We start from the raw sequence: 13427 nt of genomic DNA, 5'->3' as shown, positions 1-13427 counted from the left end.
TCGGTTATGCTTTTCTGTTTGCGGTAATGTTAATAATTTATCATGGAAATTTATATAAAAAATACTTAAGTTCTGACTATCTGCAAACCTCATGTGCAGTTTGCCAGAACAAATATGCACTAAAAAAGTAGGGGAATATTCAATTCTCTTTATTTTAGCTCTATTTATAACTAGTTTTTGTATTGCAGGTCAACCCTTAAAGGAATTTGAGCATCCTTTGGTATGGTGTGTATATACTCCTTTCTGAATTCCGGGTTACGCATCATACAATAATCTGCAGATCCCTTGTATGCCGCATGTTTTCCCATACGTTTCCATATTTCTGCAAGACCATCTTCTCTAACGTTTCCGAAGGAGAGCGGTGTATAAGCGCATGGCATAACGTCTCCGCCCGCAGCAACATGCATCCATCTCCTGCCTGCAAAGCAACCGAACTGCTCAGGTCCGTTGAAATACGGGAACGCGGTGACCCTGGGTCCGTCAGTTTCCTTGTTCTTGCTCTTCTGGAACCTTTCAAGCTTTACAATATCTTTCTTGGTGAGGGTCTCGTCTTCATGGTCTAGCCACCTTCCCACGGCAATGATCTCATATATCGACATTTCCTGCATGCCAAGATCATCTGCCAGGGTATAGAACTCCTCAAGGTCATCAATATTATCCGGTGATGCCACAACGAACATATCTGCCATGATCCCTGCATCCAGCGTATTCTTGATACCTGTCATACTGTTCTGGAATGCCCCTTCACAACCCCTTACGCGGTCATGCTCTTTCTCATCCGGGCTATCCACACTGATATGTGCTGAATAAAGGCCTGCATTCTTAAGGTCCCGTGCCCTTTCAGGTGTCAACTTGAAACCTGATGTAAAACAGGTGGCTATTGCCTTTGTTTTATCAACACTGGCGACCATGTCCACAATATCGCTTCGAAGCATGGTCTCGCCACCATCGAAAGATATCAGGTATGCTCCAAGGTCTACTGCCTCATCGACCACTCTGTTTATTTCTTCAAGCGCAAATTCAGGGTCTGCAACAATGCCGGCAGCACCACAGTGTATGCAATTGTATGGGCATCTGTCTGTTATCCCGATCGAGAACTGGTCAGGGATACGTTTTTTCATAATTGCGCCGATCTGTGCACTTATGACCCTGTTGAATGCGGGACTTGGGACCGGTGGCACCCATGTGGAAAAAATGATATTCTCTTCGTCCACTAATATTGGCTTCTCTTCCCGGAATATCTTATTAATGCGTTTTATCACAGGTTTTGATACAGCTGATAGTGGTCCTTCTGTATCGAGAACGACTTTTCCATTCTCTGTACTGGCATTTACTTTGATAACTGATTTGTCATATACCCGCATAATGTTCACCTGGATCTGATAGTATTTTTCAATGTTTTCGGAAGCATTTCCGTTGTTATGTGGTCTGTAACTTCCATGAGCTTGCTTCTTGAATCGGAAGGCTCGAACTCTTCCAATATGTCTTTTGCCATTCTCACGTTCTCCATTGCCAGTAAGGTCGCCTTTTCTACAGCGCTCTCATGTGGTATGGCCCTTCTATATATCTGCAAGATCGATATGGATTCATTCTCGGATCTCTTATCATCGACATTCTCGGTATATTCCAGAATATCGTCAACGATCTGATATGCTCTTCCGAGCTTTTCTCCATAATCCTTCAATTTACTTGCAGTCCTTTCATCAGCACCTACGATATATGCACCCATTGCCGCACTGGCCGCAAAGAGGGATGCGGTCTTCTTGTCGATGCAATCGAAATAGTTCATCTCTGCAAAATCCTCGGATGTGCTTTTTATGTCAATGGTCTCGCCCTCTGCCATTGCCATTCCTGCACGTCCGAACTCCCGCACTACCGGTGTACTGTATATTGAAATAAGCTCAATGGATTTTGAGATCATATAATCCCCAGCAAGCATGGCAGCTGCTGGTCCAAACTTCTTATGTGCGGACTCTACTCCTCTTCGTATGACCCCTTCGTCCAGGATATCATCGTGTATAAGGGATGCGGAGTGGATAAGCTCAATGGCAAGTGCTGCATTTATACTATTGTCGGAGTCTCCTCCGCATATTCGGGAAGCCAGTAGTAATATAATAGGTCTGACCTTCTTTCCGCCCGATCTGCAAATATGTCCGACGACGTTTTTCATCTGGGGTGAATCATCCATGTCGCTTATCATTTCGTTCATGGCATCGGTGATCTGCCGGTATTCATCCCATTGTTCGATATTCATCGCATGTCCTCATAATATGAATGTGATATGTTCCAGGTTTCATTCGGAATACTTTGAAGGGCAGCCGATAACGATCTGGTCTGCCTCTATCTTTGATTCTGATATCATGGTCCCTGTAAGGCTAACGCTGTTCCCTTCTACAAGATTTGCAGGAAGGTCAGCTGTGTATTCAATATATATCTCCTGTTCCTCGTCTTCAGCATCCGTAAGGGTGAACGAGACCATTTCCGGTGAGATGCTCAATGTCCCATTTTTGACAAGTCCCATTGTACTGACTTTCTGCCCGACATGATCCTGTGGGATGGTCGTGATCTCAGAGACCATCATATATCCCTGTTCGACATCAACGCCCCAAAGTCCGATCACCATAACTGCTACTATCGCAAAAATGGTGAGGATCGCCTTTCGTTTTTTTTCCATTTGCAAACACCATCAATCTTTAAGCTTTCGGATCAGGGATGCAAGACGCATGCGTGTGCGTATCAGATAAACAATGTAGGAAAGTATTATTATCCATGTAATTGCGAATGCTGTCTGAAATGCCTGTTCTCCCATTGCCATATCTTATCATCCTTAGCTCCAAAAAGGGCATTATATGTTGTTATTTTATGTATCTTGACGATACGATTTATATGGGTTCTGTGTAGTATAGTTCCATACTATTTAAGCAAATTGAAAGAATTGCCTTTGATAATAGCTTACATTATATTAAGTAAATAGGAGTATTTGATCATACATGGTAAAACCTCCACGACTTATAGCATGGGAATTGACATGGGGATGTAATCTTGCATGTGTTCATTGCAGAGGTTCATCTACATCGGAGATACCTGAGGGTGAACTTTCCACGTCTGAAGCAAAACATTTCGTCGATGAGATCGTAGAGATGGGAGATCCCATTCTCATTCTGACCGGAGGCGAACCTCTTGTTCGCAAGGATGTCTATGAGATCGCAAGATACGCTACTGACAAAGGTCTGCGTGTAGCTCTTGCGACCAACGGAACCCTTCTCAATGACGATGTTGTGAAAAAACTAAAAGACGCAGGTGTGCAGCGTGTCAGTATAAGCATCGATGGTTCATCGGCACAGACACATGACGATTTCCGTGGAGTTCCCGGTGCATTCGAAAGCACTATGCGTGGCATCGAGTACCTCAAAAATGGCGGGCTTGGTTTCCAGATAAACACAACCATAACAAAAAGGAATATCGATGAGATCCCTGCCATTCTTGAACTTGCAACCGAAATTGGTGCGGAAGCACATCATATCTTCCTTCTTGTGCCAACCGGCAGGGGTAAGGAACTCGAGAACGAAGAGATACCTCCTGCTGAATATGAGCGCGTGTTGAACTGGTTCTATGATCAGCAGAAGCACGTCAAGATCCAGTTGAAGGCCACATGCGCTCCTCACTATTTCAGAATAATGCGCCAGCGTGCAAAAAGAGAAGGCACTGAGGTCACTGTTAAGACACATGGCTATGAGGCAATGACTCGGGGATGTCTCGGAGGTATAAGCTTTTGCTTCGTTTCCAGTACAGGAGATGTCCAGCCCTGCGGATATCTGCCTGTGGTCGCAGGCAACGTGAAGGAAAAGAGCTTCAGGGAGATATGGGAAGACTCTGAACTTTTCAACGATCTTCGCGATTATGATAAGCTCGGTGGTAAATGCGGAAAATGCAGCTACAACAACGTCTGCGGGGGTTGCCGTGCCCGTGCTTATGCAGCCACTGGTGACTACATGGCGGAAGAGCCATACTGTATATATAATCCCAGATGAACTCTGGTTACGGGAAATATTAATAATCTAATGATGGCATGAACTCTGCCTAGCATCCAGATCGATTGCAAATAAAAATGGTGTTAATTTATATGATAGAACTTGATGAGGTCGATAAGTCGATCCTGAACCTGATACAGCTGGATTTTCCTCTTGATCCTCACCCATTTGAGAAATTAAGCCAGCAGCTTGGCATTTCTGAAGAGGACTTGCTGGAACGCATGGAACGACTTAGCGAAGAAGGCGCTATAAGGCGTATCGGTCCGGTCATCAACACGAAAAAGGTTGGTGGCATCAGTACACTTGTTGCAATGAAGGTGCCGGAATCCCGCATCGATGAGGTCGCAGAACTGATAAATAGGCATCAAGAAGTTTCGCACAACTATTTGCGTCAGGCAGATTATAACATCTGGTTCACAGTTTCCGCTGCGAACCGGGAACGTCTGGAGCAGATAATAAACGATCTCAGGGATGAGACCGGTTGTCCACTGATCGATCTTCCGACAAAACGTCTTTTTAAGATCGGGGTGAAATTTGATGTCAGATAATAATGTTCAAATGGATGAGCTTGACACACGTCTTCTCAAATTGACCCAGGATGGAATTCCGCTTACTCATTCTCCTTTTGCTGATGTGGCAAAGGAGCTTGGCATGACCGAAGAGGATGTGATCGATAGGATCAAACATCTTCAGGTGAACGGTTTTATTCGAAGGTTCGGTGCATCTATCGGACATCGTGCCATTGGCATAACCGCGAATGCAATGTGTACCTGGAATGTTCCTGATGAACGTGTCGAAGAGGTCGGTGCGGTCATGGCAGGTTTTTCTGAAGTGACGCATTGCTATGAAAGACCTCGTTATCCGGACTGGCCTTACAACCTCTTCACAATGGTGCATTCATATACCCGCGATGACTGTGAGCACGTTGCTAAAGAGATATCCATGGCAACGGGGATCTCCGATTACAATCTTCTGTACAGTGTCCGGGAATTCAAAAAGACTGGCGTGAGGCTGTAAATGACAGGGAAAGGCCTTGGTCGGAAATATATGCCTCTTTTTATTGACATGGAAGGTCGGAAAGTGGTGGTCTTCGGTGGAGGTTCTGTGGGATTTCGAAAAGCCTCCCTCTTTGCAGAATATGCAGAAACTGCTGTAATAAGCATCGATTTTTCTCCTGAACTTGAAGAGCTTGCTTCTTCTTCATCGGTTGAATTGATCGGGTCCGACCTTTCTTCTGTTTCCGATGGATCCATACTTGCCCTGATGGAAGATGCTTTTCTTGTAATTCCTGCAACGAACGTTCCTTCATTGAATGATCGGATCCGGGAACTTGCACAAGGGCGTGGGGTCCTTGTAAACCGAATTGATATGGCAGGGGAGGTCGTAATTCCTTCTGTTATACAGCGGGATGGACTTTCCATAGGCATATCTACATTTGGTTCAAGTCCTGCGGTCTCAAAATATACTCGCAGGAAACTGGAATCTATAATCACTCCTCAATATGGGGAGATGATACGCTTGCAGGATGAGATGCGAACCTTGCTCAAAAGTAAAGTGGACTTGCAGAAAGAGCGTAAAGCCCTTCTCTGGAAGATACTTGAGGACAATGCTATATGGGATGCCCTGGAAGTTTCGTATGAAAAAGGGTATAATGTAGCATACAATATAGTTCAGGAGCACCTAGACAAGAAAGGTTGATGTTATCATGAAATATTACATTAGGTTTAAGTCCAATGCTCGTATTCATGGGAATATGTTACACTTATCACACGCCGTTCGTGGAGGCTTGGAGTGACAGAAATATCAAGTATGGTAATTACACACGCAAAGGCTACTGTTGAGGAAATGGAAGATTCCTGGCATGGTGACATAGAGCTTGTCCTGAGCCAGCTTTACTCAAATGAGCTTGTTTATGAGTGTGCAGTCCTCAAGACTTGTAATCGTGTAGAGATATATGTGGTATCTTCAAAAGGTAGCAGTGTACTTTTCCATTATGCAAAAGAGATGGGCGTTTCTGCAAAGATCGTGGAGTTCTATGACCATGATGAATCGTTAAGACATCTGCTCAGGCTTGCATGCGGTCTCGAATCTATGATAATCGGGGAAGACCAGATCCTCGGTCAGATCAAGGACTTTTTCCTGATGGCCAAAGAAGCCGGAACTGTTGGGAAAGTGCTTAGTACCGCATTCAGCAAGGCTATCCAGGTGGGCAAGAGGGTCCGTACAGAGACCTTCATCAACAGGGGTGCAGTTTCCATTGCTTCGGCAGCGGTCGATCTTGCAGAGGATATCCTTGACGGTCTGAATGACAAGCACATTCTTGTGATCGGTACCGGTGAAATGGGCACATTGGTCACGAGAGCACTTTCACACCGGGATATGCATGTTATCTATCTTGCAAATCGGACTTACGAGAAGGCAAGGGACCTTGCTGAAGAACTTGGCGGAGAAGCTGTCATGTTCGACCAGCTGGAAAAATACGTCCATGCTGCCGATGTGGTTATCAGTGCTACTTCTGCTCCTCATTATGTATTGAAGGATGATCTCGTGGGTAAAGTGATGGAAGGCCGTGAGAACGACCTCCTCCTCATAGATATTGCAAGTCCGAGAGATATCGATCCTGCAGTCGAGGAAATCCCGCATGTAATTCTCCGTAATATCGACGGTTTACGTGTCATTAATGAAAAGAACCTTCAGATGAGGATGGTGGAGGCCAAGAAAGCTGAGGTCATCATTGATGATGAATTGGATCTATTGAAGGCTCAGTACAAACGTCAAAAGGCTGATGCTATCATATCAGATCTTTATAGCCAGTCCCACGGCCTCAGGCATAACGAGATGGAGCATGCCATTAATAAACTGAGTGCCTACCATACTATGGGCGATATTGAACGCAAGGTGCTTGAAGATCTCACGCATGCGATCACGAACAAGATCCTTGCAGAACCCACCAAGAAATTACGCAACGCTGCGGAATATGATGACGATAAGTTCCTTGATTCCGTATCTCGTTTATTTGATATACGACCAATTAAGAAGAACGATGAAATTACAAATAAGAGTTGATACTAATGTTCCCACAGGTTAGAATGCGAAGGTTAAGAAGTGGTAAGATACGCGATCTGGTGAGGGAGACCTCACTTGGCGTAGATGACCTGATATATCCAATGTTCGTGGATGAGACCACTGATTCTTCCGTGGATATCTCATCTATGCCCGGAGTACAGCGTTTACCGCTGGACAAAGTAGTAGATGATGCAAAGGAAGCAGCAGATCTCGGTATTCCGGCATTGGTATTGTTCGGCATTCCCAAAAACAAGGATGCTGTCGGAACCTGTTCTTATGGTGAGGACGACATCGTACAACAGGCGGTCCGAAGCATCAAGGAAGACCTTGGTAAAGATATGGTGGTCATCACCGATGTCTGTATGTGTGAATATACCGATCACGGCCACTGTGGTATTGTCGATATGGACACTGAGGACGTACTAAATGACCCTACTCTTGATATTCTCGGCAAGATCGCCACGAGTCATGTTGAAGCCGGAGCGGACATAGTTGCACCGTCAGGCATGATGGACGGTATGATAGGTGCTATCCGTAATGCTCTTGATGAAAACCATTTTGAGAACACTCCTATCATGTCCTATGCAGCCAAATACTCCTCAGCATTCTACGGTCCGTTCAGGGAGGCTGCCGATTCCGCTTTCCAGTTCGGTGATCGTTCAACGTACCAGATGGACCCTGCAAATTCAAATGAGGCTATCCGTGAAGCGGAGCTTGACATCTTAGAAGGTGCGGACATCATTATGGTAAAGCCTGCTCTTCCTTATCTGGATATTATCTATCGCATCAAACATGAGTTCAAGATGCCTACTGCTGCGTACAATGTCAGTGGGGAATATTCCATGCTAAAGGCAGCAGCTGAAAAGGGATGGCTTGACGAGAATTTGGTAATGTACGAATCCCTCATGTCCATCAAACGTGCCGGTGCTGATATGATACTCACGTATTTCGCAAAGGATCTCGCACGTATGCTTAAATGAGCTTTGTGGATATAAAAACGATATATTTCTAAGGAATACAAAATTTACAATAAATTATCAAATGGTGTTATCATGGTTACTTTAGACAAGTCCAAAGACCTATTCGACAAAGCAAGATCAATCCTTCCAGGCGGGGTCAGCAGTCCGGTGCGTGCTATCAAACCATATCCATTCTATACGGAATCCGCAAATGGTTGCCGCATAAAGGATATTGACGGGAACGAGTACATTGATTATTGTCTGGCATACGGCCCTAATATTCTGGGACATGTAAATCCTGTCATCAAACAGGCTATCATCGACCAGCTCGATAAAGGCTGGCTTTATGGTACGCCAACAGGTCTTGAAGTGACCCTTGCGGAAAAGATAGCTTCCCTTTATCCAAGCATTGATATGCTTAGATTTGTTTCCACAGGGACCGAAGCTACAATGAGCGCTCTCAGGGCTGCCCGTGGTTTTACCGGAAAGAACAAGTTCGTTAAGATCGAGGGTGGTTTCCATGGTGCTCATGACGCTGTCCTTGTTAAGGCAGGTTCAGGTGCAACGACACATGGTAAGCCGGATTCCCTTGGCATACCGGAAGATTTCACAAAGAACACCCTTCAAGTGGCTTACAATGATATCGAGGCAATGACAGAGGTCATCGAATCGAATCAGGATGATATGGCTGCTGTTATCATGGAGCCTGTTCTGGGTAACATTGGTCCTATACTTCCAGATGGTGATTATCTCAAGGAAGTAAGGAAGGTAACGGAAGAGAACGATGTTGTCCTTATATTCGATGAGGTCATCACCGGTTTCAGGCTCGCAATGGGCGGAGCACAGGAATATTTCGGTGTGACTCCTGATATGACCACTCTTGGAAAGATAGTCGGAGGCGGCTTGCCTATCGGTGTTTTCGGCGGTAAGCGTGAGATACTTGATATGATCTCCCCGTCAGGTTCAGTTTACCAGGCAGGTACGTTCAGTGGCAGTCCGGCATCCGTTGCAGCAGGTATTGCAGCGGTCGATGTGTTGGAAAAGGAGAAGGTCCATGAGAAACTCGAAGCTACCGGGAATATGCTTCGTGCCGGTCTTACTGATATAATCGCTGACAAAGGACTTGATTATCATGTGGGTGGTATTGCATCCATGTTCAAGGTGTTCTTCGGTGACAAACCTTTGAATTATCAGGATGTACTGAAATGTGATAAGGACGGTTACCTGCAGTTCTTCCACGACATGCTTGACAGCAATGTCTTCCTCCCACCGTCCCAGTTCGAGACGAACTTTTTGTCAACCGCACACACAGAAGCTGATCTCGAGACAACACTCGAAGCTTATGCAGCTAACTTGAAGTAAGGAGATGGCCAAGATGATACTCGGAACCCGCGGAAGTGCTCTGGCTATCGCTCAGGCAGACCTTGTTACAAGGATGCTTGAAGAGAAAGGCCATGAACTTACAAGGAATGTGATCAAAACATCCGGCGATGTGTTCACGGACCGTCCGCTCCATGAAGTTGCCGGAGTGGGTGTTTTCGTACGTGAGCTCGATGACAGGATGATCGAAGGCGAAGTGGACATTGCGGTCCATTCCATGAAAGACCTTCCAACCGTAAGACCGCCTGAACTTGCTATTGCTGCGGTCTTGAAACGTGATTCTCCATACGATGTGCTTTTAACAGCAGACGGTTCCACTCTGGATGAGCTTCCGGATGGTGCTATTATCGGAACTACGTCCATGCGCAGAAGGGCACAACTTCTCAGGTATCGGCCTGATATCAATGTAGAGGACCTTCGGGGTAACATCAATACACGCATAAAGAAGCTGGAAGCAGGTCAGTATGATGGAATCATGCTTGCAGAAGCAGGACTTCAGCGCATGGGTTGGGAAATGGATGTACAACGCCTTCCTGCTTCAAGCTTCTGTCCGTCTGCGAATCAGGGGACCATTGTGGTAGTCACAAGGGCTGAGGATGAAGCCGAGAGAGCATGTTCTGTTCTGAACCACGAACGCTCAAGGATCGAGACGGAAGTGGAGCGCCTTCTTATTACGGAGGTTGAAGGCGGTTGCATCGTTCCTATTGGTTCCTTTGCACGGATGAACGAGGACGGCGATGAGATCCATGTGCTCGTGGAAGTGCTCGCAGTGGATGGTACACGTGAGGTCCGTATCGAGGATGATATTCCTGTAAGGAACTATCGCGAACATGCTCAGAGTATTGGTAGGATGCTTGTGGAGATGGGCGGGAAAGAGCTTGTGCGGGCTGCGGTCTGCCAGATGTCCGGCTGCGATGATGAATGATTGATGATGGGAGGTAGAAGCTTATGGTAACTATTACAGGTATAGATTTCAAGAATCCGACCATGCTAGCATCCGGTATAATGGGAACTACGGGGGCGTCCCTGCTCCGCATTGCAGGATGTGGTGCAGGTGGGGTTGTGACCAAATCAATTGGACCGGAGCCCAAGGCAGGTCATCCGAACCCCAGCATGATAGAACTGGAATGCGGTTTTTTGAATGCCATGGGCCTTCCAAATCCTTCCTATACTGAATTTGATAATGAGATGAAGATAGTTAGATCCGGCACTGATGTACCGGTGATAGCAAGCATCTTCGGTGGCAATGCCGAGGATTTTGTAAAGGTCGCAGAAGGGCTTGCCGATTCCGAACCGGCCGCTTTTGAGCTGAATGTGAGCTGTCCTCATGCGGAAGGTTATGGTGCCACCATAGGAACCGATACCTGTATGGTGGAATCAATTACAGCCGCTGTTTGTGATGCTGTGGACGTGCCGGTGTGGGTAAAACTTACGCCCAACGTGACCGATATCAAGGCCATAGGAAAAGCAGCGCAGAACGGCGGTGCTGATGCAGTGGTGGCCATCAATACCCTTCGTGGTATGGCCATCGATATCAATTCCGGTTATCCTATACTGGGCAATCGCTTTGGCGGACTTTCCGGCCCGGCTGTAAAACCGGTTGCAATTAAATGTGTCTATGATCTCTATGAAGCCCTCGATATTCCTGTTATCGGGGTTGGCGGTGTTTCCACATGGGAAGATGCAGTGGAAATGATGATGGCAGGCGCAAGTGCAGTTCAGATCGGTTCAGCGGTCCATGAAAGTGTGGATATATTTTCAGATATCGCATCAGGGATCGACCTTTTCCTTCAGGACAAAGGTTACTCGGCTGTCGAGGATATTATTGGTCTTTCCCATGAGGTGTTCTAATGAAACCAGTAGATGCAAAGATAGTTGAGATCGTCGAGGAATCCCCTTCCATTAGGACGTTCCGTTTCGATGTTTCCTTTGATGATGCCCTTCCGGGACAGTTTGTCATGGTCTGGGTACGTGGTGTGGATGAAGTTCCAATGGGCTCTTCATACCTGAACGGGATCACCGTGCAGAAGGTGGGAGATGCTACTTCCAAACTCTTCGATATGAAGGTTGGCGATTCTGTGGGTCTGCGAGGACCGTTCGGTAAAGGTTTCACTTTGCCTAAAAAAGATGAGCACATACTGATAATCGCAGGCGGTGTTGGAGCTGCACCTCTGGGACCCCTTGCCGACTATGCATCGGAATGTGGTGCAAAGGTAACTACTATCCTGGGTTCAAGGGAATGTTACGAACTGGTTTTCGAGGACCGTTTCTCTTCAGCGGGTGAACTTCATATCACCACAGATGACGGCTCTGCCGGAACATGCGGTTTTGTTACTACAGTGCTTGCGGACATGGATGTTTCTGTATATGACAGGATATGTGTTTGCGGCCCTGAGATCATGATGGCCAATGTAATGAAAGTGTTACAGGAAAAAGATGCACTTGACCGCTCAGAGTTCAGTATGCACAGGTATTTCAAATGTGCGATTGGAGTTTGCGGCGCCTGCTGTATGGACCCTCAAGGTCTGAGGGTATGTAAGGATGGCCCGGTGCTAAACGGTTCCCTCCTCATTGATTCCGAACTGGGCGACCACAAAAGGAATTCCAGCAGTCAGAGAGTACGGGTCTGATAGACCCCGTACACCTATTTTAGTGTGCTATTGTCCTTTCTTCCAGATGTTCTACTGTCTTGGAAAGCAATATGTTGAAAATGGACAGCAAATTACCTTCAAAGACCATCATCTCGATGTTGAAGTGTTCACTTGAAGGTGCATAAAGAGCTGCAATTTCCAGGTCATTTTCAGCCTCGTTCTTTATGGATTCGAAGGGCTGGTCCCAGTGTTCTGAATTCTTGTAAACAATAATGTTCTCAAGCATATTCTCATCAAGATACGTGCCTACCCAATTGAGCAATTGATTCCTGTATTCCTTTGAGATCCTACAGTTGTGCAAGTATGTCATTGCATAGGTCTTTGTTTCACTAGAGCTTTCTATACCATCAATTTCTATCATGGTTACCACCACCACTTTTAGCATTTTAAGGTACGATTTGAAATATCTGCAGAGACAATTGTACTATTTATACATTCTTTTGCACACAATATATATGTTTTTCTTTGGGAAGGAATTTTGGCGGTGGTTGGGGGTATATTGTATCTCTAGAAAATGTCATTTTTCTAAAAAATTGCATATTTGAGAATTCTCGGATGATCTTGGAGGTTCAATTATAGTTAAAACCCCAAATTATTAGACTAATTCGTTATATAGACTGTTCCATGGTTAGACCTGAGGGGATCTTTATTGAACGGCATATGACCGTTGAAGAGTTAGACAAGCAGATAAAATTAGAGAAGAATGCAACACTCCTGAAAAGACTATATTTCATCAAATATCGTTATGGGGAATTGAGTGTTGAAGAATCAATACAAAGAATAGGGAGTTCAAAACAAACAGGATATACATGGCAGGAGCGATGGAATCAAGATGGGTACGATGGACTAAAACCAAGATATTCAGGAGGAAGACGATCAAAACTTGCAGATAAACAGAAGGAACAATTAAAAATCATGCTTACTAAACGAGACGATTGGACAACAGAAGCCGCCAGAGAACTTATTTTCAAGGAATTTGATGTCAAATATAGTTTAAAGCAGGTTCGTGTGATCCTCCATAATTTTGGAATGAAACTTGCAAAACCCTATTCTCACGATTATCGCAGACCTGATGATGCAGAAGAACAACTTAAAAAAAAGTCCCGGAGATGGATGATGACACAGTAATAGGTTTCTTGGATGAATCATCTCCACAAACAACATCAAACACTCAGCGACTGTGGTCGTTTACAAAACCAACGATATACAAGAATACTACAAAATTGAGGGCGAATTCGTTTGGATTCTATACATTGAATGGAAATTCAGTTATTGATTTTAAAGAACATTCAAAAAAAGAAGATGTTTGTGAATTTTTGGCTGAAATCAAAGACAAAAAT

At 45.3% G+C, this 13427-nt stretch carries 16 protein-coding genes and 1 pseudogene; 12 read left to right on the top strand and 5 right to left on the bottom strand.

What is annotated here, in order from left to right; genetic code table 11:
- Positions 1-170 precede the first annotated feature (170 nt).
- The 4 genes from KDK67_RS05075 to KDK67_RS05060 are packed head-to-tail and all read right to left on the bottom strand — an operon-like array spanning position 171 to position 2815.
- Positions 171-1364: a radical SAM/SPASM domain-containing protein gene (locus KDK67_RS05075; RefSeq protein WP_250867755.1), complete on the bottom strand. Its 1194-nt coding sequence runs from the start codon at positions 1362-1364 to the stop codon at positions 171-173.
- Between the two features lie 5 nt (positions 1365-1369).
- Complete coding sequence (locus KDK67_RS05070; protein ID WP_250867754.1) at positions 1370-2254, bottom strand: polyprenyl synthetase family protein; 885 nt, start codon at positions 2252-2254, stop codon at positions 1370-1372.
- A 39-nt stretch (positions 2255-2293) separates the two neighbouring features.
- Positions 2294-2674, bottom strand: a complete 381-nt coding sequence (locus tag KDK67_RS05065) for a cytochrome c maturation protein CcmE domain-containing protein (protein WP_250867753.1) — start codon at positions 2672-2674, stop codon at positions 2294-2296.
- Between the two features lie 12 nt (positions 2675-2686).
- Positions 2687-2815 carry a CcmD family protein gene (locus KDK67_RS05060; RefSeq protein ID WP_250867752.1) on the bottom strand — a complete coding sequence of 43 codons (129 nt, stop codon included), beginning with the start codon at positions 2813-2815 and terminating at the stop codon, positions 2687-2689.
- Between the two features lie 175 nt (positions 2816-2990).
- Here KDK67_RS05060 and ahbD point away from each other — a divergent pair, with 175 nt between their 5' ends.
- The 10 genes from ahbD (at position 2991) to KDK67_RS05010 (ending at position 12066) form a co-directional block, all read left to right on the top strand.
- A complete protein-coding gene (gene ahbD, locus KDK67_RS05055) occupies positions 2991-4031 on the top strand; it encodes a heme b synthase (RefSeq protein WP_250867751.1) in 1041 nt (346 codons plus the stop codon).
- A gap of 92 nt (positions 4032-4123) precedes the next feature.
- Entirely contained in the window at positions 4124-4579 is a 456-nt protein-coding gene (ahbA, locus tag KDK67_RS05050; protein ID WP_250867750.1) for a siroheme decarboxylase subunit alpha, read from the top strand.
- Entirely contained in the window at positions 4569-5048 is a 480-nt protein-coding gene (gene ahbB, locus KDK67_RS05045) for a siroheme decarboxylase subunit beta (protein ID WP_250867749.1), read from the top strand. The genes ahbA and ahbB overlap by 11 nt, the downstream gene beginning before the upstream one ends.
- Positions 5049-5729, top strand: a complete 681-nt coding sequence (locus KDK67_RS05040; RefSeq protein ID WP_250867748.1) for a precorrin-2 dehydrogenase/sirohydrochlorin ferrochelatase family protein — start codon at positions 5049-5051, stop codon at positions 5727-5729. It abuts the gene before it with no gap.
- A gap of 93 nt (positions 5730-5822) precedes the next feature.
- Complete coding sequence (hemA, locus tag KDK67_RS05035; RefSeq protein ID WP_250867747.1) at positions 5823-7097, top strand: glutamyl-tRNA reductase; 1275 nt, start codon at positions 5823-5825, stop codon at positions 7095-7097.
- Between the two features lie 5 nt (positions 7098-7102).
- Entirely contained in the window at positions 7103-8077 is a 975-nt protein-coding gene (hemB, locus tag KDK67_RS05030; protein WP_250867746.1) for a porphobilinogen synthase, read from the top strand.
- 72 nt (positions 8078-8149) lie between these two features.
- The gene (hemL, locus tag KDK67_RS05025) at positions 8150-9418 is read left to right on the top strand and encodes a glutamate-1-semialdehyde 2,1-aminomutase (RefSeq protein ID WP_250867745.1); all 1269 of its coding nucleotides are present in this window, start codon (positions 8150-8152) and stop codon (positions 9416-9418) included.
- A gap of 13 nt (positions 9419-9431) precedes the next feature.
- On the top strand, positions 9432-10361 hold the full coding sequence (gene hemC, locus KDK67_RS05020) for a hydroxymethylbilane synthase (RefSeq protein ID WP_250867744.1): 930 nt from the start codon (positions 9432-9434) through the stop codon (positions 10359-10361).
- A 23-nt stretch (positions 10362-10384) separates the two neighbouring features.
- A complete protein-coding gene (locus KDK67_RS05015) occupies positions 10385-11287 on the top strand; it encodes a dihydroorotate dehydrogenase (protein WP_250867743.1) in 903 nt (300 codons plus the stop codon).
- Entirely contained in the window at positions 11287-12066 is a 780-nt protein-coding gene (locus tag KDK67_RS05010; protein ID WP_250867742.1) for a dihydroorotate dehydrogenase electron transfer subunit, read from the top strand. Before KDK67_RS05015 ends, KDK67_RS05010 begins: the two co-directional genes overlap by 1 nt.
- A gap of 19 nt (positions 12067-12085) precedes the next feature.
- On the opposite strand, the gene KDK67_RS05005 is transcribed toward KDK67_RS05010, so the two are convergent.
- Positions 12086-12448 (bottom strand): hypothetical protein, encoded by a 363-nt coding sequence (locus tag KDK67_RS05005; protein ID WP_250867741.1) that lies wholly within the window; start codon positions 12446-12448, stop codon positions 12086-12088.
- 263 nt (positions 12449-12711) lie between these two features.
- Between KDK67_RS05005 and KDK67_RS05000 the strand changes: the two genes are divergently transcribed.
- Positions 12712-13215, top strand: coding sequence for a helix-turn-helix domain-containing protein (locus tag KDK67_RS05000; protein WP_250867740.1), 504 nt, complete (start codon positions 12712-12714; stop codon positions 13213-13215).
- Positions 13197-13427: pseudogene (locus tag KDK67_RS04995) on the top strand (IS630 family transposase); the annotation flags it as partial. The gene KDK67_RS05000 and the pseudogene KDK67_RS04995, both read left to right, overlap by 19 nt.

Origin of the sequence: Methanococcoides seepicolus, assembly GCF_023684405.1 — an archaeon.
In the GTDB taxonomy this organism is placed as follows: domain Archaea; phylum Halobacteriota; class Methanosarcinia; order Methanosarcinales; family Methanosarcinaceae; genus Methanococcoides; species Methanococcoides seepicolus.
The sequence above is the reverse complement of the archived record's forward strand: the minus strand, read 5'-3'. Positions and strand labels throughout refer to the sequence as shown.

Excerpts from the sequence above, each read along its gene's own strand:
- KDK67_RS05000 (WP_250867740.1), top strand. The coding sequence starts at position 12,712 with ATGGTTAGACCTGAGGGGATCTTTATTGAACGGCATATGACCGTTGAA.
- hemB (WP_250867746.1), top strand. The coding sequence starts at position 7,103 with ATGTTCCCACAGGTTAGAATGCGAAGGTTAAGAAGTGGTAAGATACGC.
- hemL (WP_250867745.1), top strand. The coding sequence starts at position 8,150 with ATGGTTACTTTAGACAAGTCCAAAGACCTATTCGACAAAGCAAGATCA.
- KDK67_RS05005 (WP_250867741.1), bottom strand. The coding sequence starts at position 12,448 with ATGATAGAAATTGATGGTATAGAAAGCTCTAGTGAAACAAAGACCTAT.
- KDK67_RS05065 (WP_250867753.1), bottom strand. The coding sequence starts at position 2,674 with ATGGAAAAAAAACGAAAGGCGATCCTCACCATTTTTGCGATAGTAGCA.
- KDK67_RS05075 (WP_250867755.1), bottom strand. The coding sequence starts at position 1,364 with ATGCGGGTATATGACAAATCAGTTATCAAAGTAAATGCCAGTACAGAG.
- ahbB (WP_250867749.1), top strand. The coding sequence starts at position 4,569 with ATGTCAGATAATAATGTTCAAATGGATGAGCTTGACACACGTCTTCTC.
- KDK67_RS05010 (WP_250867742.1), top strand. The coding sequence starts at position 11,287 with ATGAAACCAGTAGATGCAAAGATAGTTGAGATCGTCGAGGAATCCCCT.
- ahbA (WP_250867750.1), top strand. The coding sequence starts at position 4,124 with ATGATAGAACTTGATGAGGTCGATAAGTCGATCCTGAACCTGATACAG.
- KDK67_RS05040 (WP_250867748.1), top strand. The coding sequence starts at position 5,049 with ATGACAGGGAAAGGCCTTGGTCGGAAATATATGCCTCTTTTTATTGAC.
- KDK67_RS05070 (WP_250867754.1), bottom strand. The coding sequence starts at position 2,254 with ATGAATATCGAACAATGGGATGAATACCGGCAGATCACCGATGCCATG.
- ahbD (WP_250867751.1), top strand. The coding sequence starts at position 2,991 with ATGGTAAAACCTCCACGACTTATAGCATGGGAATTGACATGGGGATGT.
- hemC (WP_250867744.1), top strand. The coding sequence starts at position 9,432 with ATGATACTCGGAACCCGCGGAAGTGCTCTGGCTATCGCTCAGGCAGAC.
- KDK67_RS05015 (WP_250867743.1), top strand. The coding sequence starts at position 10,385 with ATGGTAACTATTACAGGTATAGATTTCAAGAATCCGACCATGCTAGCA.
- KDK67_RS05060 (WP_250867752.1), bottom strand. The coding sequence starts at position 2,815 with ATGGCAATGGGAGAACAGGCATTTCAGACAGCATTCGCAATTACATGG.